Raw genomic sequence first — 23,116 nt, 5'->3', positions numbered from 1 at the left:
GCGCCGGCCGGGTCTTCCCCCCATCAGGCGTCGGCGCGCCGCATCCGCCAGACGTTGTCGTCCCGGAAGCCCTCCACGCCCTCGGGTGACACATGCACGCTGCGCACTGTTTCGAGCGTCTCCACGGTCCACTCGCCCTCCGGCAGGGCGAGTTCGTCGAGGACGCTGCGCAGCGTGGGGAACTCCGCCTCGAAGGGCGGCTCGGTCTGCCACGACGGCCAGCCGGCGTGCATGACGATCAGCAGGGTGCCGCCCGCGTCGACCGCCGCCGCGGCCCGCCGGAGGATCCGCTGCTGGTCCAGTTCGACCGGCGACTGCAGGAACTGCACGTTCACCAGGTCGAAGGAGCCCTCGGGGAACGTCTCCCCCAGGACGTGCCGTTCCCAGACCGTACGGTCGCTCACCCCGGCGTCGGCGGCGTGGGCGACGGCGCGTTCCAGGGCCGTGTGGGAGATGTCGACCCCGGTGACCCGCCAGCCTCGCGAGGCGAGCCACACCGCGTCGGCTCCTTCGCCGCATCCGAGGTCGAGCGCGCTGCCCGGCTCCAGCTCCGCGGCTTCGCGTACCAGCAGCGAGTTGGGGCGACCGTTCCACAGGCGGCTGCCGTCCCGGTAGCGGGTCTCCCAGAAGTCGGCGGCCCTCACGGCGGGGGTCTCGGTCATGGCGCCTCCTCGTGCGCAGGTGTCCTTGGCGAACCGCGGACCCGGACTGGCACGGGGCTGCCCGGTCCACGGTCACGAAGCCTGCGGGACGGCACCGGTGGAGGCAAACACTCTTGCCGGTTCGGCAAAGAGCCCCTTCGCCGCGGAGACGAGCGACCGCAGGACTACGACCTTGGTGCCGGTCCCCCTGGTCCCGCGGCCCGATCCGCCGGGCCCCGGCCGCGGACTAGCGTCGCCCCATGCGTATCGGACTACTCGGCACCGGCAACGTCGCACGAGCACTGGCCCATGGCTGGAGCACCGCGGGGCACGACGTGCTCCTCGGCTCCCGGGCACCGAAGGAGCGGGCGGACCTCGAAGGTCTCCCCGTGGCGAGCCTGAGCGAGACCGCCGCCCACGCGGAGGTCCTGGTCAACGCCACCCCGGGGAACGTCTCCGTGGAACTGCTGCGCTCCATCGGGGCGCAGGCGCTGGCCGGCACCCTGCTGATCGATGTCGGGGTCGGCCTCTCGGACGACTTCACCGAACTCTCCCATCCCAACAGCAGTCTGGCCGAACAGATCCAGGAAGCCTTCCCGCTGACCCCCGTCGTGAAGACCCTGTGCACCATGGACTCCACCGCGATGATCGCCCCGGACAGCCTCGACGGACCGAGCACCGTCTTCCTCTCCGGCGACGACGCCGAGGCCAAACGGACCACCGGCCGGCTTCTCACCGACCTCGGCTGGCCGGAGTCGTCCCAGCTGGACATCGGCGGCATCACCACCGCACGCGGACAGGAGCACTTCGCGTTGCTCTTCATGGGGATCGCGGGCGGTCTGGGGGCCCACACGTTCAACATCAACGTCGTTCCCCGGCGCCGCTGACCGGCCTGCCCCGCACGGCCGGCGGGTCGGACGCCGGAAGCGTCCGCGCTACGCCTCCAGCCAGAACCCCGCCCGGGTCCGCCAGAGGTCGAGCAGGACCCGGTCGCCCCGCGTCTCGACGGCGGGCGCGGGTCGCCGGTAGAAGAACAGGAGCAGCTCGGTCACCGGGCCGCGAGCGGTCGCGGTGGCGTCCTCCGCCCCGGGGCGCCAGGCCGGAGCGCTCCCGGTGAGGTCGACGGCCCACTCCCCGGCGTCCGTCGCCCGGAAGTGGAGCCTGCGGTCGGGGCCGAGCAGGTCGGGCAGGTCCGGTCGGGGCTCGTACGCCTCGGGGAAGGTCGAGTACTCCAGCCATTCCTCCACCGCGTCGACGGCGAGCTCACCATCGAGCACGAACTGCGTGCCGGCCGCCAGGGCCGCGTCGGCGCGGTGCACGACGGTCTCGTACGTCATGCGCCGCGCCCAGAACGCCACCGCCGCGGGCCGCTCCGCGGAGGGGTTCCACGCCTGCGCGTCCGGCCCGGCGGCGCGGAGGGTGGCGCTGAGCCGTGCCGCGCCTTCGACGAGCCACGGGATCAGCACCGACTCGTCCTCGTGGGTGTGGGCGGCGAGGTCGTTCACCAGGCCGTCGGGGATCGGACCGGTGGCCCGGGTCCGTACGATCTCCTCGGCCCAACGGTGGTCACCTCCCACGTGCCGCAGCAGTTGGCCGAGGTTCCAGCCGGGGCAGGAGGACACCGGGGTGGTCATGTCCGCGCCCCGCACGTGGGCGGTGAGCCGCTCGGTCTGGGTGACGATCTCGTCGCAGTGACGGTCGAAGGTCAGCGAGGTCATCGGCTCATGATGCCGTAGGGGGAGATCCGCGCTGTCAGTGGTCTCGGATACTGTGTGCCGCCTGAGCAAGATCACAAGGGGAGGGACCACGATGCTGGTGGGGGCGGGACAGGTACGGCGCAGACTGGCCCAGGCGGCTGTGCTGGCCGGGCTGCTGACGGGCTGTGCGGGGGCGGCGGACGACGAAGCGAAGACGTCGGCGAGCGCTTCGGCGTCGGCCGACGCGGCGGAGGCGGGCGATACGGCGGTGAAGAGCGGGGGGACCATCGGCGCCGCCGGGTCGGCCTGCGAGCTTCCCGTCTCGTTCGACATCGCCGAGTACTGGGAGGCGGAGGCCGTCGACGCCGGGGCGGCGAAGGAGAAGGCGGCCGACAGCTCCGCCGATTCCGAGGAGAGCGAGTTCGCCCAGGAGATCGCCGACGCGATCCTGCGCCAGGGCCCGGTCACGGCCGCCTGTGAGGTCGACGCCAAGCCCGCGGGGAACATCGGCTTCCTCCGCATCTGGACGGGCGAACCGGGGGACGACGACGCACGCGCCGTACTGGAGGCCTTCGTGGCGGCGGAGGGCGGCACGAGCAAGGCGAAGTACCGCACCTTCGAAGCGGGCGGCCTCTCGGGGGTCGAGGTGGAGTACCTCCACACGAGCAAGCTGCTGGAGGAGACGAAGGAGGAGTCCGCCCTGGCCGTCGCCACGAAGCGGGGTCCGGTCGTCATCCACCTCGGCGGGTTCGACACCGACGAGCACCGGGACATGCTGCCGGCGTACGAACTGGCCAAGCGGACCCTGCGCGCCACCTGAGCGGTGCGCGTGTCCGGCGCGGGCGGCGGGAGCGCCGCGCCGGACACGCCCGGAACCGGTCAGGACGCGGTGCAGGAACCGATCACGGGGGCGGTGGTGGCGCCGTTCTTCATGACGGTGAAGCCGAAGCTCGTCGACGCCCCGGCGGCCAGGCTGCCGTTGCCGTTCGGCCTCATCGTCATGACGTTGCCGCTGCTGTCCCAGGTGGGCGTGCCGTTCCAGGTCGCCGAGACCTTCTGCGGAGGTGTCACCGTGACGGCGACGGTCCAGTTGCTGATCGCCGAACTCCCCGCGGTGATGGTGACCTTGCCGTTGAAGCGGTCACTCCACTCCTCTGCCTTGCCGTAGACGGCCGTGCAGGCGGCACCGGGCGTGCCACCGCCGGAGGAGGAGCCGCCGAGCGCGGTCAGCACCGCGTGGTACGCCGGCTTCTTGTTGTAGTTGCCGTCGAACAGCAGCGGCGTTCCGCTGGGGCGCCAGGAGTACTTGTCAGTGACGCCCCAGACGGTGATGCCGGTGCAGCGCGAGACCGCCAGGCAGGCCCTCACCACGTTGCCGTAGCTGTTGGCCTGTGCCGTGCCCGAGCCCTCGATGTCCAGCTCGGTGATCTGCACGTCGACGCCGAGGTCGGCGAAGCGCTGCAGGTTCGCCCGGTAGTCGGACGGGACCGGCGAGGCGCTGTTGAAGTGCGACTGGAATCCGACGCAGTCGATCGGCACGCCACGGGACTTGAAGTCCCGGACCAGGTTGTAGACGGCATTGCTCTTCGCGTTGATGCCGTCGGTGTTGTAGTCGTTGTAGCAGAGCTTGGCGGCCGGGTCCGCGGCACGGGCGGTGCGGAACGCCTCCTCGATGAAGCCGCTGCCGAGCTTGTCCCGGAAGGGCGAGCTGCGCAGGGCACCGCTGCTGCCGTCCTGGAAGGCCTCGTTGACGACGTCCCAGGAGTGGATCTTGCCCCTGTAGTGCCGCATGACCTGGGTGATGTGGTTGTTCATCGCCGATCTGAGGTCGGCGGTGCCGAGGCCGGCGACCCAGCCGGGGAGCTGGGAGTGCCACACCAGGGTGTGCCCGCGGACCTTCATGCCCCTGCTCTGGGCGTGGTTCACGATCTGGTCGGCGGAGCCGAAGGTGAAGGTGCCGCGGGTGCGCTCGGTGGCGTCCCACTTCATCTCGTTCTCCGGCGTGACGGAGTTGAACTCGGTGTTGAGCGTCGAGGCGTACGGAGCTTCGCCCAGGCGGTTCGCCGCGACGGCGGCGCCGAAGTAGCGGCCCTTCTCGGCGGCCGCGGCGCCGAGGGTGCTCGCGGCCTCGGCGGTGCCCGCGAGGGCGGTGACGCCGGTCGCGGCGAGCAGGCCCGCCATGCCGAGGGCCAGTGCGGTGCGTCGGCGCGAGCGCAGGGGACGTCGCTCGGGAGGCGGGTCGATGGATGTGGGGGTCACCATCTTGGCTCCTTCTCGGGGTCGAAAGTTTCGAACCTCTTTCCGAATTGCGCGGCAGACCCTAGGAGCACCACCCTCTGTCGTCAACAGACTGCACACGCACCAAAGCGAGTTGACTCAAGAAGGCCAGTAAGCACCACTCACGTACGAAAGTTTCGACCCGACCCCGACTGCTCTCCCTATCCGCGGTCGGTCAGGAACCGGTCGAGTGCGGCGGTGAGTTCCGCGGGCTTCTCCACCGGCAGTTCGTGTCCGGCGTCCAGGATGCGGATCACCGCGTCCGGGTAGGCCTTGGCCATCCGCAGCATCTGGGAGACGGGAAGCTGGATGTCGTGGTAGCCGTGCACCATCAGGGTGGGCGTATGGATGTCACCGACCCTGTCCAGCACGTCGAAGGCGCGCATGGCGCCGTAGAGCGTCATGACGACCTCCCGGGGTGTGGCCGCCGAGGCGCGGATGTACTCGCGGATCTCCTCGCGCGGATATCCGGGGGCGAAGGCGCGCTGGATGTTGGCGGCGACGAACAGTTTGAAGGGGGCGAGCGTCGAGGCGGCCATCAGCAGGGCGCGGCCCCGGCTGTAGGCCATCCTGCCGATGGAGTTCACCAGCACCATGCACTCCACCCGCTCCGGGTGGGAGAGGGCGATGGTCTGGGCGATCATCCCGCCCATGGAGTGCCCGACGACCACGAACCGCTCGATCTCCAGGTGGTCGAGGAGGGCGAGGACGTCCTTGGCCAGGTCGTCGATCGTGCGTGCGCCCGCCCCGCTGCTCTCGCCGTGCCCGCGCAGGTCGAGCCGGACGACCCGCCGCTTCCCGGCGAAGTGGGCCGTCTGGTGGTCCCAGCGGTGCCGGTTGGCCGTCCAGCCGTGGACGAACACCAGGGGCACCGCGTCGCCGTCGCGCGGGCCCTCGTCGTCGTACGTCAGCGTCGCGCCGTCGACTTCGAGCTGCGACATGGGTGCCTCCTGGAGTGCCGTCCGGTTACCGACCGGTACGGTATCCGGCCGTACCGGCCGTCGTCACCGGCGTTCCCCCAGGAAATCGAGGATGTGCCCGTACACGTCGAGGGCCGCTCCCCTGCCGAGGAACGTGTCCAGGTGGCCGTAGCCGGGGATCTCCGTGTAGGTCACGTCCAGCTGCGGTTGGCGGTGGGCGAGGACGTCGCGGCAGAGCTTCTGGGAGTCGAGCCAGAGGCCGTTCTCGCTGCCGGACAGGAGCAGGACCGGGGTGTCGATGCGGGCCGCCGCGTCCAGGGCGTTCGGCGGGAGGGCCCGGTAGCGGTGGTCGGTGTCGTGCCAGCGGACCACGGTGCGGGCCAGTTCGATGCGGCGCAGGTGCGGCAGGATCCACAGCGGGGCGGGGCCGAGGAGGTCGGCGAGGCGGTTGTGGGTCGTGTCGGTCAGGTGCTCGTGGACGAAGAGGGAGGCGCCGGTTCCCCAGGCGGAGTTGTGCAGGATCTGGCAGGTGGGGTCGGGGCAGGTCGCCTTGCGGGAGGCCAGGGCGAACAGCGGGGTGTACTTCGACCACAGGCCGACCTTGCGGAAGTCGACGGGGATGTGGTCGATGCGGGACCTGAGCAGTTCCCCGGCCAGGGTCATGCGCAGGGAGGTGCGGCCCGCGAGCTTCGGGGTGAGGAACACGCCCTGGGACACCACGCCCGCGAGACCGGGGACCAAGCCCGCCGTCATGCTCAGGGAGAGGGTCAGGGCGCCTATGCAGTGGGCGACGACGAACAGGGGGCGGTCGCCGATGCGGCTGCGGATGTGGCGGACGGCCTCGGGGATGTCGTAGAGGGCGACATCGTCGTAGGTGTAGCGGCGGCCCGTCTCGTTGTACGGCAGGCGGCAGCTGCCCCGCCAGTCGAGCACCCAGGGCTCGTAGCCCTCGTCCAGGAGGACGTCGACCAGGTTGCGGGTCTCGGGCAGCAGGAACATGTCGGCGGACGCGGTGTGTCCGTGCAGGAGCAGGACGGCGGGGCGGTTCGAGTCGCCGGTGGTGATGCGGGTCAGGCCGAGGCGTACGCCGTCGGGCGCGTGGAACGGGATCTCCTCGACCGTCGCCGGGTCGAGGCGGTGCTGGAGCGGGCGCAGGGCCGTGGTCGTCCTCACCTTGCGCAGGGCGGGCCCGGTGGTTCTGGGGTTCGGCGCGCGGAAGATCATCGGCGGTGCTCCGTGGGGGTGGGGGTGCGGCGCAGGTCGAGCAGGTCCGCGGCGGCCCGGGCGAAGGGGCCGAGCAGACCGCGGCCCATCTCCAGGCCGAACCAGGCGAGCCAGGTCAGCTTGGCGGCCCGTTTCTCCTGACCGGTCAGGCGCGGGTCGACCTTGATGCCGTCGATCTGGTCGCGTACGTAGGAGTCGGCGGGGACGACGACCTCGCCGGCCAGGCTCGCCGGTTCCCCCTCGCGGCCGAGTTCCACGGTGAGGGCGCGGGTCTGGCGCCAGACGTCGCGGCGGGCCCGGGCGTACTTGTGGCCCTCCAGCCACCAGCGACCGCCGTCGGGGGCGGTCAGCCGCAGGCGGTAGCGCAGGAGCGGGTGGCGCAGGCCGTGCCGGTGCGGGATGCCCTCCTCGGGGCGGATCCAGATGTCGCCGTGTTCCACGGTCAGCGGCTCCGCGTGCAGGGCGGGGCAGGTGATTTCGCCGCGGACATCGACGCGGCGGTCCGTGACCAGTTGGTGCATGCTCGCGATGGAGAGGGTGAGGGACATCGAACAGGGCGTGTCGGGGGCGGCTCCGACGGGGCCGACCGTGCCTTCGGTGGTCTCGGTGAACCACAGGTAGGGCTGGTCGTCCTTGTGCGGGAGGCGGGCCAGGCCGTCGTGGGCGAGGCGCTCGAAGGTCTTCAGCTGGGCGCGGGCGTCGTAGCGGGCGGCCGGCGGAAGACCGAGGGCCTCGACGAGGGCGGTGGTGCGGTCGGCCGTGGCGGCCGGCCCCTTGAGGGTCGCCTCGCACAGTTTCAGGGCGGTGGGGCTGCGCAACACGTGGGTGAGGAAGGCCAGTTCGGGGACGGGGTCGGCCTCCAGACGGGCCAGGGCGTCGGCGCGCCACTCGTCCCAGTCCTGCACGCGCACGTGCATGCCGCCGAGGGCCATGTCCCGTACGACGTCGTCGAGGGTGTTGGGGACGCCGGTGAGGTTGTAGTCGAAGCCCCAGGCGTCCGGTTCGCAGACGACGGCGACCGCGACGCGGCTGACCCAGTCGACGGGGGCGGCGTTGAGGCTGCGGAAGGCGGGGACGGTGCGGAAGCGGCCGAAGGCCGAGATGAGGCCGCTGCTGAGGTCCTGCGGGTTGTGGGCGCCGGTCCTCGTGTGGCCGGAGATGCCGCCCGGGCGCAGGGCCGTGACGACCAGGCCGTGGTCGCGGGCGCGGCGCAGGGCGACCTCGGCGGCCCACTTGGTCTGGTCGTAGCCGGCGACGAGGCGGTCGATGTGGGCGAGGGGGTCGTCCTCGCCCATGGAGGGGATGCCGACCTCGTTGAAGACGGCGATGGAGGAGATGTGGTGCAGGGGCTTGGGGCGGCCGGTCGCGGCGAGTTCGGCGAGGGTGAGGGCGCCGAGGACATTGCCGGCGCGCAGGGACTGGTAGCCGCGCAGGAAGTCCACTGCCGCCGCGACCGAGACGATGCCGTCCAGTTCGTGGGCGAGGGTGTTCCACACGTCGGCGGGCAGGCCCAGGTGGGGGTGGCGGATGTCGCCGGGGAGCACGGTGATGCGGCGGCGTACCTCCGAGGACCAGGGCAGCGCGTAGCTTTTGAGCGCCTCGCCGAGCCGGGTGGTCGCCGCCGCCTCGTCCGCCGCGCGGACCAGGCAGTACACGTGGGCGTCGCTGTGGCGCAGCAGGTCCAGGAGCATATGGCTGCCGAGGAAGCCGGTGACGCCGGTCAGCAGGACGCGGCGGGGTGGGAGGGGTTCGGGCGCGGCGGTGAAGGGGAGACGGTCGGCCAGGGCGAGGTCGGCGAGGATCTGGGCGAGGTCCTCGGGACGGGCCGCGGAGTGTGCGGGGGTGCCGGGGGCGCTGAGGGTGGGCGACGGGGCCGCGATGGTGGGTGGGGCGGCGTGGGCGGTGGGCGGGACCGGTGTGGGCGTCGACGGTACGGCGGCTGCGGCGCCGGTGCCGTCCGGGGCGCGCCTGGCCAGGCTGATCGGCCTGGCGTCGGCGAACACCTCGTCCAGGTCGAGCTCCAGGCCCAGCTCGGCCTCCAGCGCCGCGACGAGCTCGACAGCGGTCACCGAGGTGCCCCCGGCGTCGAAGAAGTCGGCGTCGGGCGACAGGTGGCCTGCGGGGACGTAACGGCCCGCGACGGCCGCGATGGTGGCGGCGAGTGTGTCCACGTCTCGCGGGGGCGTGCCGGTGGTGCCGGGCGCCGGGTCCGTGCCCGGGCCGGTCTGGTGGGGAGTCGCAGGTTCGGTGGTGTCCGGCGGCGTGGGCACGGCCGCCGCCGTGACCGGTTCGGCGGTGTCCGGCGGCCTGGGTACGGCCGCTGCCCCGACCTTGGCCAGCAGTTCGGTCACGGTCAGACCGACACCGCCGCGCTCTATCTCCTCCGCGGTCGCCCGCTGTTCGGCGGCTCCCGACACGTTCTCGTTCACCTCACGCATGAGAGCCCTTCACGGTGCGCTGCCCCTTCATCGCCGCTGCCCCTTCATAGCTGCTGCCCCTTCATCGCTGCTGCCCCTTCATCGCTGCTGCCCCTTCATCGCTGTCGTCCGGACGGTCCCCGGCACTGCGCCGCCGCCTCACTGCCGCCGCCACGAGCGGAACGCCCGCAGTTGTGCAGGCGTGACCACGGTCTCCAGCCGGTCGTCGTCCTGGTCGCCGCCGCCCAGCGCCGACAGCAGGCGGCGGGCCGGGGTGTTGCGCGGGGTGCGTTCCGCCGTCAGGCGGACCTTCGCGCAGTCCAGTTCCTCGGCGCGGCCGGCCAGCCAGTGCAGCAGGCGTTCCTCGACGCCGCGGCCCAGTGCGCGGCAGCTCATCAGCCAGGCGGTGACGTCGAGTCGGTCGCTCTCGCGGCGCAGGGCGATCAGGCCGATCTGGCCGTAGTCGCCGAAGCGGTCGCGGGCCGCCGCCGTCCAGACCTCGCCCTGTGCGCGCCAGCGGGCGACGTCGCCGCCGTCGGCGGAGCGGGCGCGGAGGGTGAACTGGTTGGTGCGGCGGACGAGTTGTTCCGCCCGCTGCACGTCGTCGTCGGACAGGGCCCGGATGTCGACCTCCAGTTCCAGCCGGTCCAGGAACTCCTCGAAACCGGCCTGTTCCCGCAGGACGTCCCGCTCCCGCTCCTGCTCGTAGAACCGCGCCCGCAGCGCGTCCTCGGCCGTCGCCGCCGCGGGCACCAGCGGCCACAACCGGCCCAGGAAGTCCGGCAGTTCACCCGCCTGCGGGCAGGTCACCGACAGCACCTGCGGCAGCGCGGCGCGCATCCTGGCGATCTCGGCCGGGTTGTCGTCGAGGAACAGGAAGCTGTCCGGGCCGAGACCGAGCGTGCGCGCCACCTCGGCCAGGCGGGCCGGTTTCGGTTCCCAGGCCGCGGAGAGCACGCTGAAGTGTTCCGCCTTCAGCGGGCTGTCGGGGCGGTCCAGTACGGCGCGGACCGTGTCCTCGTCGTTGTTGCTGACCAGGACCAGCAGCGCGCCCGCCGCACGCCAGTGCAGCAGCCTGCGGGCGAGCAGGGCGCGCGGGCCGGTCAGGTCCACGGCCTCGGGCCCGGCCTCCCCGGCCACGCCGCCCCACAGGGTCTCGTCGCCGTCGACCGCGATCACCTTCGGCGCCGGGCGCCGTACCGCTCGGACGACCTCGGCGAGGCGAAGGGCCACCGCGGCCTGGAAGTGCGGGGTGAAGGGCAGGTGGGCCAGGCGTTCGGTCCGCTCGTCGAAGCGCTCGGCCACGGGGTGGTGGCGAGTCCAGTCGTCGGGGCCGAGTACGGCGATGCCGGGCGTGTCGGCCAGCTCGGTGGCGATCTCCTGTTCCCACCGGGTGAGACGGTCCTCGCACGGTGCGGCGGGCAGGAAGCCGACGATCAGCGGCTTGCGGGTGCGCTCCGCCACCGCGCGCAGGGCGGCCGGGTAGGCGGTGCGCAGTTCGGCCAGCAGGGCGTCGTCCACCGGGCCGAAGCGTTGCAGGTCCGCCGCCCGCAGCAGCACGACGCCCGCTGTCGTGGCCGGGTCGGCGAACACGCCGGACGGGTCGCGCAGGCTCGCCAGTACATGGTGGTACGGAGCTTCCACGACGGTCGTCGGACCGCCGCCCCGCACCGACTCGTCGACCGCCGTCTCACACATCAGGGGCAGGTTGCCGAGGGCGAAGGTGGCGGCGAGGGCGAGCGTGTGGCCCGGCGCCGCCGAGGCCCTCTCGGCCGTCGTCGGCGTCGCACGCGCCGGTCCCGTCGGGTCCTCGGCCGTCTCCGCGAACAGACGCAGCAGCTCCTCCCCCAGCGCCGTGACCGCCGCCGCGTCCAGGATGTCGAGATTGTGATCGAGGCGGATCCGGCCCGCGCCCGGCGTCATGGTGATCATCAGGTCGAGGTCGGAGTGGCCAGTCCCAGCCGGGAGCACCTCCAGACCCGCCAACCGGCCTGCGGCACGGACGTAGTTGAAGTACACCTCGACCAGCGGCGCGTTCGCCCGGTACAGGCCCTGCTCGGCCAGCACCGGCAGGACGTCCGAGAACATCGCGCCCTTCGTCAGCACCTTCTCCAGTCGCCCGTCGGTACGGCGCAGCACCTCCTCGATCCGCTCCCCCGCCCGCGCTTCGGCCGGGAACGGCACCGGCACGCCGAAGAAGCCCACGGCGTCGTAGGCGTCGGCGTGGATGCGGGTGTCCACGGGCACGGCGAGGACGAAGCGTTCACGCGCGCGCTTCCTGGCCAGCAGGACGGTCAGGGTGCCGAGGCAGAAGGCGGCGGGAGTGACGGCCAGGCGGCTCGCGGTGCCCGTGATGCGTGCCATGAGACCGTCGGGAATCGCCAGGTTCACGCTGCCTGCCCGGTAGGAGCGGGTGTCCGGGCGTGGGCGGGTCAGGGTCAGGTCGAGGCGCTCGCTGCCCCGGAACGCCTCGCGCCACTCGCCCGCGTCGGCCCGCTCGCCCGTGTGCTGGGCTTTGATCAGCAGCTCGATGTCGCGGTTGGTGACGGTGTCGTCCAGCGCGGTGCCGGTGAGCTCGGCGTCGATCTCCCCCGCCACCAGCAGCAGCGACTGCAGATCGCTGACGGCGTGATGGGCGCCGTAGAGCAGGGTCTGGCCGCGCGTACGACCGTCCAGGAGCTCGAAGCGCCACAGCGGTGCCGCCGCCAGGTCGAACGGCGGTTCCAGCAGCTCGCGCAGCCGGTCGGCCGCGTCGGGTTCGGTGTCGTCCGGTACGACCGTCCAGTGCAGCAGCGGCCGCGGCGGTTCCCGGTCGACCCGCAACCGCCGTCCGCCTTCGCTCCCGGTGACGATCGCGGTGCGCAGGGCCGCGTGGCGTGCCGCCAGGCGGGTGAGGATCGCGGTGAGCGTCTCTCGGGTGGTCGGCGCGGTGAGGCGTACGGCCAGGCCGACGGCGTGGGCCGCGTCCGGCATGCCGGGCCGGGCGCTGCGCAGCAGCCGTACGACATCGCGGGTCGCGGGGTGCAGTTCGGTCGCCGGTACGTCGGCGGGGTGCCGTGGCTCGTCCTGCGGCGTGGTCTCCCGTTCGGGCAGTGCGGCGCTCAGGGCCTGGGCGAGCCCGCGGATGTCGGCGGCGGAGAAGACGGTGGCGGCGGGGAGTTCGACGCCGAGTTCGCGGGCGAAGGCGTTGCGCAGCCGCACGAGCATGAGGGAGTCGAGGCCGAGTTCCTTCAGTGCGGTGGTCGCCGAGACCTGGACCGTGCCGCCGGAGACCTCGCCGACCCTGGAGCGTACGTAGGCCTCCAGTCGCAGGGTCCGCTCGGCGTCGGTCGGCGCCGCGAAGACGTTCTTGACGAGGTCGTCCGTGCCGGGCGTGCCCGTGGGGGCGGTGACCAGGTCGGCCAGGAGCGGGCGGGTGCGGGCCGCGTCGGGATCGAGGGCCAGCATCTCCCAGTCCAGGGCGAGGGGGGCGAGCTGGCGGCGGGCGGTGGACAGCACGCGGTCGAAGAGTTCGCCGCCGTCCTGCGTGGAGAACGCGACCAGGCCCGAGCGGGCCGTCTCGGCCTCGCGGGCGCCGGACCCGGACACCATGCCCACGCCCGACCAGGCGCCCCAGTCCAGGCTCAGCGCCCGGCGGTCCGTGCGGGAGAGGTGGTGGGCCCAGGCGTCGAGGAAGGCGTTGGCGGCCGAGTAGGGGCTCTGTCCGGCCGAGCCGAGCAGGCCGGCCGCCGAGGCGAACAGGATCAGGTCCCGTGCGTCCGGGGTCAGTTCGGTGAGCAGGGCCGTGCCCAGGACCTTGGGGGCGAGGACGCGCAGGACGCGCTCGTCGGTCAGGTTCGCGAGCGTGGCGTCGTCCAGGACACCGGCCGCGTGGATCACCGCGGTGACCGGGCCGAGCTCGTGGCGTACGGCGTCCAGGGCGGCGCTCAGGCCGTCGCGGTCGGCGACGTCCGCGCGGGCCAGGTGCACGGTCACGCCCCGTTCCGCGAGCCCCCGGACCCAGTCAGCGGCCTCTGCGGTGGGCGCGCTGCGGCTCAGCAGGGCCAGCCGGCGGGCGCCACGACGGACCAGCCGCTCGGCGACGACCCGCCCGAGGCCACCCAGGCCACCGGTGATCAGGTACACGCCGTCCGGGCCGACGGCGCCGTGACCGCCGTCGTCCGGTCGGGTGCGGGCCAGGCGGGGGACGAGCCGTCCGGCCCCGCGCAGCGCGACGAGCCGTTCGTCGTCCGCGTGCCGCAGCTGGGTGCACAGGGCGTCGAGGCCGTCCGTCGGCGGGAGGTCGACGAGGGTGGTCCTGAGCTCCGGGTGCTCCTGGGCCAGCGCCAGCCCGAAGCCCCAGGCGAGCGCCTGCTGGGGGTGCGCCACCCGGGTGCTGTCACCGGCGGGCTGACTGCCCCGTACGACGACGAAGAGGCGGGGCGCCGGGCCCTGCGCCCGGTCGGCGAGCGTGCGCACCAGGTGCAGCGAGCTCAGGCAGCACAGCCGGGCGGCTGCCCCGGCCGTGTGGGCGTCCTCGATCGCGGGGGCGTCGAGTGCGGACAACTGGACGACCCGCTCGGGCATTTCGCTCGGGAAGGCCTCGTCGAGGAGGCGGGCCAGGTGCTGGGGATCGGCCGGGTCGAGGACGTAGCGGCCGTGCCCCTCGGCGGCGAACTCCACGCCCCGGCGGGCGACCACGCACGGCACCGAGGTGCCCAGCCGCTCGACGAGGCCGGCCGCCACGCCCGAGTCGTCGGCCAGGATCAGCCAGCTGCCGCGCCCGGGCGGCTCGTCGGCGACCGGGCGGGGCTGCCAGCGGGTCTCGAACAGCGCCCCGTCCAGGGGGGAGAGCGCGGCCAGCCGGAACTCCTCGGCCTCCAGGAGCAGTTGGTCCCTCTCGTCGTACAGGCGAAGGTCCAGCGTGGCGGTGTCGCCGGCCACGGACCGCAGCTCGCACGTCACGTACACGGGGGTGGTGCGCAGTCCGGTGTGGCGGAGTCGTCCGACCCCGGCGGGGACGAACGCCCGTCCCTGTGGTGCGTCGCCGGGCAGCGCGGCCGTGTGGAAGGAGGCGTCGAGGACGGCCGGGTGCAGCAGATGGCCGGCGGCGGGCTTGTCGGTCAGGCGGGCGAGGCTCGCCGAGTGGGTGCGGTGGCCCGACTCCAGGCCTCGGAAGGCGGGGCCGTAGTCGATGCCGAGGGCGGCGAGACCCGCGTAGACGGCCGACAGGTCGACCTGCTCGGTGCACTGTTCCCGCAGCGCGGCGAGCGACTCGCCCGGGCCGGTGGTGGGTTCGGCGGGAGCGGCGGCGACGACGCGTCCGCTGACGTGGTGTTCCCAGCGGATGCGCCCTTCGCCGCCGGTGGGCGCCGAGGCGATGGTGAAGTCCCGGAAGCCGTCGACGGCGGGGCTCAGGACCAGTTGCAGCCGGGTCGGCCGGGACTCGTCCAGGCGCAGCGGCTGGACGAACCTGACGTCGGCGAGCCGTACGTCGCCGCCGTCCCGCACGGCCGACGCGGCCTCCAGCGCCATGTCGAGGAAGGCGGCGCCGGGCAGCCACACCTCGCCGGTGACCCGGTGGTCGGTCAGATAGGTGAACCGGCCGTCGCGCAGGTCGACCTCGCTCTGGAAGAGGTGCCGGTCGGCTTCGTCGCTGGCCTCGACGTGCGTGCCCAGCAGCGGCGAGGAGCCGGTCGCGCCGGCCGGGGCGGGGGCGAGCCAGTGGCGCTCGCGAGCGAAGGCGTAGGTCGGCAGGTCGACCCGGCGGCCCGCCGGGAACAGCACCCGCCAGTCGGGCGTGTGACCGGCCGTGTACAACTCCCCCACCCTGCGCAGGAGTACGTCCGCCCCGCCCCGCTGCCGGCGCAGCGAGCCGACGCCGACCGCGTCGATTCCGGCGTCGGCGGCCACCGCCTCGATGGCCGAGCCGAGCGAGGGGTGCGGGCTCAGCTCGACGAAGTAGCGGTAGCCGTCGTCCAGCATGCGCCGGATCGTGTCCGCGAAGCGGACGGGCTCGCTGAGGTTGGCGTACCAGTAGGCGGGGTCCAGGCGGTCTCCGGGCACGGGTTCCGCCAGCACCGTCGAGTACAGCGGGGTCGCCGCCGAGGTGCCCCGGGTGCCGGAGAGGCGGTCGAGCAGTGCCTCGCGCAGCGGGGCCATCAGCGGGGTGTGCGAGGCGAACGGGGTGGACAGGGGGCGGGCGGTGAGCTGCTGCTCGTCGAGGCCGCGGCGCAGTTCGGCCAGTGCGTCGGCGTCACCGGAGACGGCCGTGGAGTGCGGGCTGTTGACGGCCGCGACGAAGAGGCGGCCGGCGTAGGGCGCGAGCAGTTCCTCGACCCGCGGGCGCGGCAGGTCCAGGGACAGCATGCCGCCCTTGCCGGCGACCGGTACGACCGCCTGGGCGCGCCCGGTCACCACGGCCACGGCCTCGTCCAGGGTGAGGGCGCCCGCGCTGTACGCGGCGGCGATCTCGCCCAGGCTGTGCCCGGTCACGGCGTCCGGGACGACGCCGAGCGAGCGCCAGGCGGCCGTCAGTGCCGCGTTCACCGCGAACAGCGTGGGTTGCAGGTACTCGGTCCGCTCCAGCGGGGAGAACTCCTCCGGTGCCCGCAGCGCGTTGAGCACCGACCAGCCGGCCTGCCGCCGCACGGCCTCGTCGATCCGGGTCAGTTCCGCGCGGAACGCCGCCGACTCGGCCATCAGGTCCAGGCCCATGCCGGGCCACTGACCGCCGTGTCCGGCGTAGACGAAGGCGACCTTGCCCGACCGGTCCTCGCGGAGCGGGGGCAGCGTGACGCGGCCGGCCGCCAGCTCGCCGAGAGCCGAGCGCAGTTCCTCCGCGTCCTCCGCCACCACCGCCGAGCGCCACTCGAAGTGGCTGCGGTGCCGGGCCAGGGTGTGGGCGACGTCCGGCAGCGCGGCAAAGTCGTGGGCGAGGTGGCGGGCCACCGCCGCGGCCTGCCCGCGCAGGCCCGCCTCACTGCGGCCCGACAGCACGAACAGCCGCTTGCCCGGGGGCGGTTCGGAGGCGGGCTCGGGCGCCGTCGACGGCGTCTCCTCCACGATCACGTGCGCGTTGGTGCCGCTGATCCCGAAGGCGCTCACACCCGCGCGCCGGATCCGTTCAGCGGACGCGGGCCAGGCCACCTCCTCCCGCAGCACGTGCAGCCCGCTGTCGGCCCAGTCGACGTGGCGGCTGGGCGTGTCGGCGTGCAGGGTGCGCGGGAGGGTTTCGTGACGCAGCGCCTGCACGGCCTTGATCAGGCCGACGATCCCCGAAGCCGCCTGGGTGTGCCCGACGTTGGACTTCAGCGAACCCAGGTACAGGGGGCGGCCCTCGGGGCGCGAGGCGCCGAAGACCTCCGCGAGGGCGTTCGCCTCGATCGGGTCGCCCAGGGTCGTGCCCGTGCCGTGCGCCTCGACGTAGTCGATGTCCGCGGGGCGGAGGCCGGACTGCTCCAGCGCGCGCCGGACGACCTGTTCCTGCGCGGGGCCGTTCGGCGCGGACAGGCCCTGGCTGCGACCGTCCTGGTTGACGGCGGTGCCGCGCAGCACGGCCAGGACCCGGTCCCCGGCGCGCCGGGCGTCGCTCAGTCGTTTCAGTACGACCAGGCCGGCGCCCTCGGCCCAGATCGCGCCGTCGGCGGCGTCGGAGAAGGAGCGGCAGCGGCCGGTCGGGGACAGCCCGCGCAGCCGGCTGAACTCGACGAAGGTCTGCGGGGTGACCATCAGGGTGACGCCGCCGGCGAGCGCCAGATCGCACTCGCCCGCGCGCAGCGCCCGGGCCGCCAGGTGCACGGCCACCAGCGACGACGAGCAGGCGGTGTCCACCGTCAGCGCGGGGCCGTTCAGCCCGAGGGTGTACGCGAGGCGGCCCGAGGCGACGCTCAGGGCGGAGCCCGTACCGACGTAGCCGTCCAGTTGGTCGAGCCGGGTACCGGAGAGGTAGCCGCTGCCGAACATCCCGACGTACACGCCGGTGGCGCTGCCCGCCAGGTCGGCGGGCACGATCCCGGCGCGCTCCAGCGCCTCCCAGGCCGTCTCCAGCAGCAGTCGCTGCTGGGGGTCCATGGCCGCGGCCTCCTTCGGGGTGATGCCGAAGAAGGCGGCGTCGAAGGACTCGATGTCGTCGAGGAAACCGCCCTCGCGGGCGTACGACTTGCCGGGCGCGTCAGGGTCGGGGTCGTACAGCGACTCGATGTCCCAGCGCCCCGCCGGGAACGGTCCGACCGCGTCCCGGCCCTCCGCCACCAGGCGCCACAGGCCCTCGGGGTCGCGCACCGAGCCGGGCAGTCGGCAGGCCATGGCGACGAGGGCCACCGGTTCGTCCGAGGCGGGCGCGGGCGCGGCCACGGGGGCGGCCCGGCGGATCGTACGGCCGGTCGTGGCCAGGGCGCCGGCCAGCAGGTGCTCGGTGAGACGGGCCGGGGTGGGGTGGTCGAACAGGAGGGTGGCGGGGAGTTTGGCGCCGATGCGGGCGCTGATGCGGTTGCGCAGGTCGACCGCTGTCACCGAGTCCATGCCGAGGTCGCGCAGCAGCTGGTCGGGGCGGACGGACTCCGCGGAGCGCAGGCCGAGGGCGCGGGAGGCCTCCTCGCGGACCAGGGTGAGGACGCGGGCGGCGCGTTCGGGTTCCGGCAGCCTGGCCAGGCGGTCCGCCAGGGTGTGGCTGCCGGCCTGGGCCGGGCGGGGCTCGGGCAGCAGGGTGCGCCACAGGGCACCGGGCGGCGCGGCGGCTCTCAGCCGGGGCAGGTCCAGGGCCCAGGCGACCAGGTGCGGGGTGTCGCGGCGAAGCGACAGCGCGGTCAGTTCGCGGCCCTGCTCGGGGGTGAGGGCGCGGTGGCCGAGGCGGGCCATCCGTGCCAGGTCGGCGTGTTCGGCGGCCAGCCCCTCGCCCGCCCAGGCGCCGAAGGAGACCGAGGTGCCGGGCAGTCCCAACGCGCGCCTGTGGTGGGCGAGTTGGTCGAGGAAGGCGTTGGCGGCCGCGTAGTTGGCCTGGCCCGCGTTGCCGACGACGCCCGCGGCCGAGGAGACCAGCAGGAAGAGGTCGAGCGGGTGGCCGGCGGTGAGCCGGTGCAGGTGGGCGGCGCCGTCGGCCTTGGGGCGCAGCACCTGTGCGAGGCGCTCGGGGGTCAGCTCGGCGACCACGCCGTCGGCGAGGACTCCGGCGCAGTGGACGATGCCGCGCAGGGGCCGCTCGGCGCCGGTCCGGGCCAGTACGTCCGCCACGGCTGCCGGGTCCGCGACATCGCAGGCGGCGACCTCGACCTCGGCGCCGAGCGCGGTCAGTTCGGCGGTGACGTCGGCCGCGCGAGGGTCGTCCGGGCCTTGACGGGACGTCAGCAGCAGTCGTTCGGCGCCTTGTTCGGCGAGCAGGCGGGCGATCTGCCGGCCCACCGCGCCGAGGCCTCCGGTGATCAGCACGGTGCCGTCGGCGGGGACCGGCGCCGCGGGCGCGGACGGCGCCGTCCGGGCACGCACGAGGCGTGGGGCGAGGAACTCGCCGTCGCGCCGGGCGAGTTCGTCCTCGTCGTCGTGGGCGACGGCCGAGAGCAGCGCCGGTTCGTCACCGTCGAGGTCGATCAGGGTCAGCCCGAGGCCGGGATGTTCGGCACGGGCGCTGCGGGCCAGGCCCCACAGCACCGACTGGGCGAAGCCCTGGACCGGGTCCGCGTCGGCGGCTGCGATCGCGCCGCGGGTCACCCAGACAGTACGCGTGGGCGCCTCCTGCGGCGGAAGGGCGATCAGCGCCTGCAGTTCGGCCAGGGCCGTGGTGGCCGACTCGTGGGCCGCGGCAGCCGGTTCGGCGTCGGCCGGCGGGCGCGGCCAGAAGCGTACGACGACGTCGGCGCCCTCGTCGGCGACCCGGATGCCCGCCGCGCCCAGCTCGCGCAGGGCCGCCCCGACCGCCGGGTCCGAGGGATCGCCGTGGACGGCCCACACCGTGCCGGGCGTCTCGGCCCGCTTCTCCGGCAGCGCCGTCCACGCCACCTCGTACAGGTGCCGGCCGTTCTCCGAGCCGCCGGCCAGGTCCGCCGGGTTGACGGCCCGCAGGCGTACGCCCTCCAGGCGGCCCGCCGGGAAGCCGTCGGCGTCCCACAGGGTGATGTCCAGGGTGAGGTCCGTGCCGGAGCCGCCCGTCCGGCGTACCAACGCGGTCAGGTCCGTCGCGCCGCCGGGCGGCAGGACGCAGCGGGCCACCGCGACCGGCAGCAGGACGCGCCGGTCGGAGGCGTCGAGGGCGGCGGCCACCTGGAGCGCGGCGTCCAGCAGGGCCGGGTGCACCGGGTAGGGGTCGGCCGCGTCCCGGGCCACGGGTGGCAGGGAGAGGCGGGCCAGCAGGGTTCCGTCGCCGGTCGCGGCGGCCTGCCGTACGCCCTGGAAGGCGGGGCCGTAAGCGAGGCCGAGCCGGGTCAGGCGCTGGTAGGTGTCCTCGCCCCAGGCCGGTTCCGCCGTCTCGGGCCACACCGGTGGCTCGTCCGCCGGTGCCGGGGCGGGCTCGGCGGCGGACGCGGTGGCGTGCAGGGTCCAGTCGGTGGCGTCCTGGCCGCGTGGCCGGCTGTGGACCGTGATCTCCGGTACGGGCCCGGCGGTGACCACCTCGACGGACACCTCGACCGTGCCGGAGTCGGGCAGGGTGAGGGGTGCCAGGAGGAGCAGGCCGGTGAGGTCGGCGGCGGTGTCGGGGCGGGCCACGGCGAGGGCGGCGCGGCAGAGTTCCATCAGTGTGGTGCCGGAGACGACGGTCCGGCCGAACACCGTGTGGTCGGGCAGCCAGTCGGCGGTGGACCGGGACCATTCGTCGCGGAAGGTCCAGCGGGTGTCGTCCGCCGACCGGAGCTGGATGCCGAGCAACGGGTGGGCGGCGCGGTCGAAGAGGCCGGGGCCGGTGGCGGAGGGCGCGGGCTCGATCCAGTGGCGCTGTGCGTCCCAGGCGTACGTCGGCAGGTCCGCCCAGGCGGTGTGCGGGACCAGGCGGCGCCAGTCCAGCCGCCGTCCGTGGACGTGGAGTTCGGCCGCGGCGCGGTCCAGGCAGGCGGGGCCGTCCTCGCCGCGGCGCAGGGAGCCGACGGCGACCAGGTCCTCGTCGATGGTGCGCAGGGCGGTGAGCAGGGCGGGGTGGGGGCTGAGTTCGACGAAGTGGCGGTAGCCGTCGGCGGCCATGCGCTCGACGGCGGGCGCGAAGCGGACGGGTTCGCGCAGGTTGGTGTACCAGTAGTCGGCTTCGAGTTCCTCGGTGACCGGCTCGGCCGTGACAGTGGAGTACCAGGCGATGGACGTGGGGCAGGTGGTGACGCCGTCGAGCTCGTCGAGGATCGTCGTGCGGACCGGCTCGACCCGGGCGCTGTGGGAGGCGTAGTCGACGTCGAGGCGGCGGCCGAAGACCTGCTGCCGGTCCAGGTCGGCGAGCAGGGCCTCCACCGCGTCCACGGCCCCGGCGACGACGGTCGAACGGCCGCTGTTGACGGCGGCGACGACGATTTCGCCGTCGTGGCCGGCGAGTCGGGCCTCGACCTCGGGGTGCGGCAGGGCCACGACGGCCATGGTGCCGGTGCCGGACAGGCCGGTCAGGGCCTGGCTGCGCAGGGCGACCACCGCTGCCGCGTCGTTGAGGCTGAGCGCCCCGGCGACGCAGGCCGCGGCGACCTCGCCCTGGCTGTGTCCGACGACGGCGTCCGGCCGTATGCCCCGGGCGCGCCAGACGGCGGCGAGCGACACCATCACGGCGAAGAGGGCCGGCTGGACGACGTCGACGCGGTCCGGGGCGGGGGCGCCGGTGTCGCCGCGCAGGACGGACGTGACCGACCAGCCGGTGAACGGGCGCAGGGCGGCGTCACAGCGGTCGAGCTCGTCGGCGAACACCGGGTCCCGGTCGAGCAGATCGCGTGCCATGCCGGGCCACTGGGATCCCTGGCCGGGGAAGACGAAGGCCAGCTTGCCGGCGGGGAGGGCGCGTTGGGGGCCGATGACCAGGTCGGTGTCGGGCCGGTCCGTCGTGAGTGCGCGCAGGGCGGTCAGCAGTTCGGCGTGGTCGCTCGCCCGGACGACGGCGCGGTGCTCGAAGTGTGCCCGGTGGTGGGCCAGGGTCGCGGCCACGGCGGGAAGGGGCGACTCGGGCCGGTCGGCGAGGGTTTCGAGGAGGCGGCCGGCCTGGGCCCGCAGGGCGGGGAGGGTGCGGGCGGAGAGCGGGAAGAGGATCGTGCCGGAGGGGTCGGCGGGCGGCTGGGGCGGCTCCTCGGGCGCTTCCTCCAGCACCACATGGGCGTTGGTACCGCTGATCCCGAAGGCGCTCACCCCGGCCCGCCGCACCCGCTCGGGGTGCCGGGGCCAGGGCTGGGCCTCGCGCAGGAGGCGCAGGCCGCTGTGCGCCCAGTCGATGTGCTCGGTCGGGGTCTCGGCGTGCAGGGAGGCCGGTATCCGCTCGTGGCGCAGGGCCAGCACGGTCTTGATGACGCCGGCGATGCCCGCGGCGGCCTGGGTGTGGCCGATGTTGGACTTCAGGGAGCCGACGCCGAGCGGCCGGCCGGCCGGGCGGTCCGGTCCGAAGACGGCGGCCAGGGCCCGGCCCTCGATGGGGTCGCCCAGCCGGGTGCCGGTGCCGTGCGCCTCGACGTGGTCCAGGTCGTGCGGCTGGAGTCCGGCGGCGTCGAGGGCGGCGCGCAGCACCCGTTGCTGTGCGGGGCCGTTGGGGGCGCTCAGGCCCTGGCTTCGGCCGTCCTGGTTGATCGCCGAGCCCTTGACGACCGCGAGGATCCGGTCGCCGTCGCGGCGGGCGTCGGCGAGCCGCTTGAGCAGCACCAGGCCGCAGCCCTCGGCCCACACCACACCGTCGGCGTCGGCCGAGAACGGGCTGCACCGCCCGGACGGCGACAGTCCGCGCAGTCTGCTGAACTCGACATGCCCGCGCGGGGTCACCAGCAGGGTCGCGCCGCCCGCCAGGGCGAGGTCGCACTCACCGCCCGCCAGCGCCCGCGCCGCGAGGTGCAGGGCGACCAGGGAGGACGAGCAGGCGGTGTCGACGGTGACGGCGGGGCCCTGGAGGCCGAGGGTGTAGGCGATACGGCCGGACGCCACGCTGGACGCCGAGCCGGTGCCGACGTGCCCGTCGAGCTGGTCGAGGGCGGCGGAGGCCAGGTATCCGCTGTCGTACAGGCCGAGGTAGACGCCCGTGGAGCTGCCGTTCAGCGTCTCCGGGACGATCCCGGCGCGTTCGATCGCCTCCCAGCCGGTCTGCAGGAGCAGCCGTTGCTGGGGGTCCATGGCGGCGGCCTCGCGTGGCGAGATGCCGAAGAAACCCGCGTCGAAGCGGTCGATGCCGGACAGGTAGCCGCCGCGCAGGGAGTAGGCCCTGCCGGTGGCCTCCGGGTCGGGGTCGTACAGCCCTTCGGTGTCCCAACGGCCCGCCGGTACCTCGGTGATGGCGTCGTCGCCCGCGGCCAGCAGCCGCCACAGCGCCTCGGGGTCGTCGGCGCGGCCGGGGAATCGGCAGGCCATGGAGATGACGGCGATGTCGTCGTCCCGCCGGACGGGCGCGTCGGCCGGAGCAGCGACCGGTGCCCCCTGGTGCGCGGGTCCGTTGTCGAACACCGCCTCGGCCAGTGCCGCGATGGTGGGGTGGTCGAAGATCAGGGAGGGGTCGAGGACCCGGCCCGTCGATGTCGAGAGCTCGGCAGCCAGGGCCACCAACTGGCGTGATCCCAGGCCGAATTCGGCGATCGGGCGGTCCGGGTCGACCGTCAGCGGGTCGAGCCCGGCCGCCTCGGCCACGGCCGACTCCAGCCAGGCCCGCACGCCGTCGGGGGTCGTGAGGGACGGCTCGGGGGACTGCTTCGGGGACTCGTGCGCAGGCATCTAGACAGGCGTCCTCGTGGATTCGGGCAAGGTGTGGTGGCCGTACTGCGTCGTCGGGCTCGTGTGGTGGTACGGCGGATGCGTCGGCGTACGACGGCGGACCGGGC

General features: G+C 73.9%; 9 protein-coding genes. 2 read left to right on the top strand and 7 right to left on the bottom strand.

The genetic code is table 11. The annotated features are described in order from the left end of the window. Window positions 1–23: 23 nt before the first annotated feature. On the bottom strand, window positions 24–662 hold the full coding sequence (locus AQI70_RS33855; protein WP_062156273.1) for a class I SAM-dependent methyltransferase: 639 nt from the start codon (window positions 660–662) through the stop codon (window positions 24–26). 239 nt (window positions 663–901) lie between these two features. Here AQI70_RS33855 and AQI70_RS33850 point away from each other — a divergent pair, with 239 nt between their 5' ends. Then, window positions 902–1,528 carry an NADPH-dependent F420 reductase gene (locus tag AQI70_RS33850; protein WP_062156272.1) on the top strand — a complete coding sequence of 209 codons (627 nt, stop codon included), beginning with the start codon at window positions 902–904 and terminating at the stop codon, window positions 1,526–1,528. A 48-nt stretch (window positions 1,529–1,576) separates the two neighbouring features. Here AQI70_RS33850 and AQI70_RS33845 read toward each other — a convergent pair whose 3' ends face one another. Beyond that, complete coding sequence (locus tag AQI70_RS33845; RefSeq protein WP_062156271.1) at window positions 1,577–2,359, bottom strand: maleylpyruvate isomerase family mycothiol-dependent enzyme; 783 nt, start codon at window positions 2,357–2,359, stop codon at window positions 1,577–1,579. A gap of 91 nt (window positions 2,360–2,450) precedes the next feature. Between AQI70_RS33845 and AQI70_RS33840 the strand changes: the two genes are divergently transcribed. Then, entirely contained in the window at window positions 2,451–3,158 is a 708-nt protein-coding gene (locus tag AQI70_RS33840; RefSeq protein WP_062156270.1) for a lipoprotein, read from the top strand. A gap of 59 nt (window positions 3,159–3,217) precedes the next feature. On the opposite strand, the gene AQI70_RS33835 is transcribed toward AQI70_RS33840, so the two are convergent. From AQI70_RS33835 to AQI70_RS33815, 5 genes are all read right to left on the bottom strand, one after another. Next, window positions 3,218–4,600: a glycoside hydrolase family 10 protein gene (locus AQI70_RS33835; protein ID WP_062156269.1), complete on the bottom strand. Its 1,383-nt coding sequence runs from the start codon at window positions 4,598–4,600 to the stop codon at window positions 3,218–3,220. Between the two features lie 176 nt (window positions 4,601–4,776). Next, complete coding sequence (locus AQI70_RS33830; RefSeq protein ID WP_062156268.1) at window positions 4,777–5,556, bottom strand: alpha/beta fold hydrolase; 780 nt, start codon at window positions 5,554–5,556, stop codon at window positions 4,777–4,779. A gap of 63 nt (window positions 5,557–5,619) precedes the next feature. Next, window positions 5,620–6,759 carry an alpha/beta hydrolase gene (locus AQI70_RS33825; RefSeq protein WP_062156267.1) on the bottom strand — a complete coding sequence of 380 codons (1,140 nt, stop codon included), beginning with the start codon at window positions 6,757–6,759 and terminating at the stop codon, window positions 5,620–5,622. Further along, a complete protein-coding gene (locus AQI70_RS33820; protein ID WP_062156266.1) occupies window positions 6,756–9,197 on the bottom strand; it encodes a thioester reductase domain-containing protein in 2,442 nt (813 codons plus the stop codon). The genes AQI70_RS33825 and AQI70_RS33820 overlap by 4 nt, the downstream gene beginning before the upstream one ends. Window positions 9,198–9,335: 138 nt before the next feature. Then, window positions 9,336–23,009, bottom strand: coding sequence for a type I polyketide synthase (locus AQI70_RS33815; RefSeq protein ID WP_062156265.1), 13,674 nt, complete (start codon window positions 23,007–23,009; stop codon window positions 9,336–9,338). Window positions 23,010–23,116: the final 107 nt, after the last annotated feature.

Origin of the sequence: Streptomyces curacoi (assembly GCF_001513975.1) — a bacterium.
GTDB classification, from domain to species: domain Bacteria; phylum Actinomycetota; class Actinomycetes; order Streptomycetales; family Streptomycetaceae; genus Streptomyces; species Streptomyces curacoi.
This window is presented reverse-complemented; position numbering and strand designations above follow the sequence as displayed.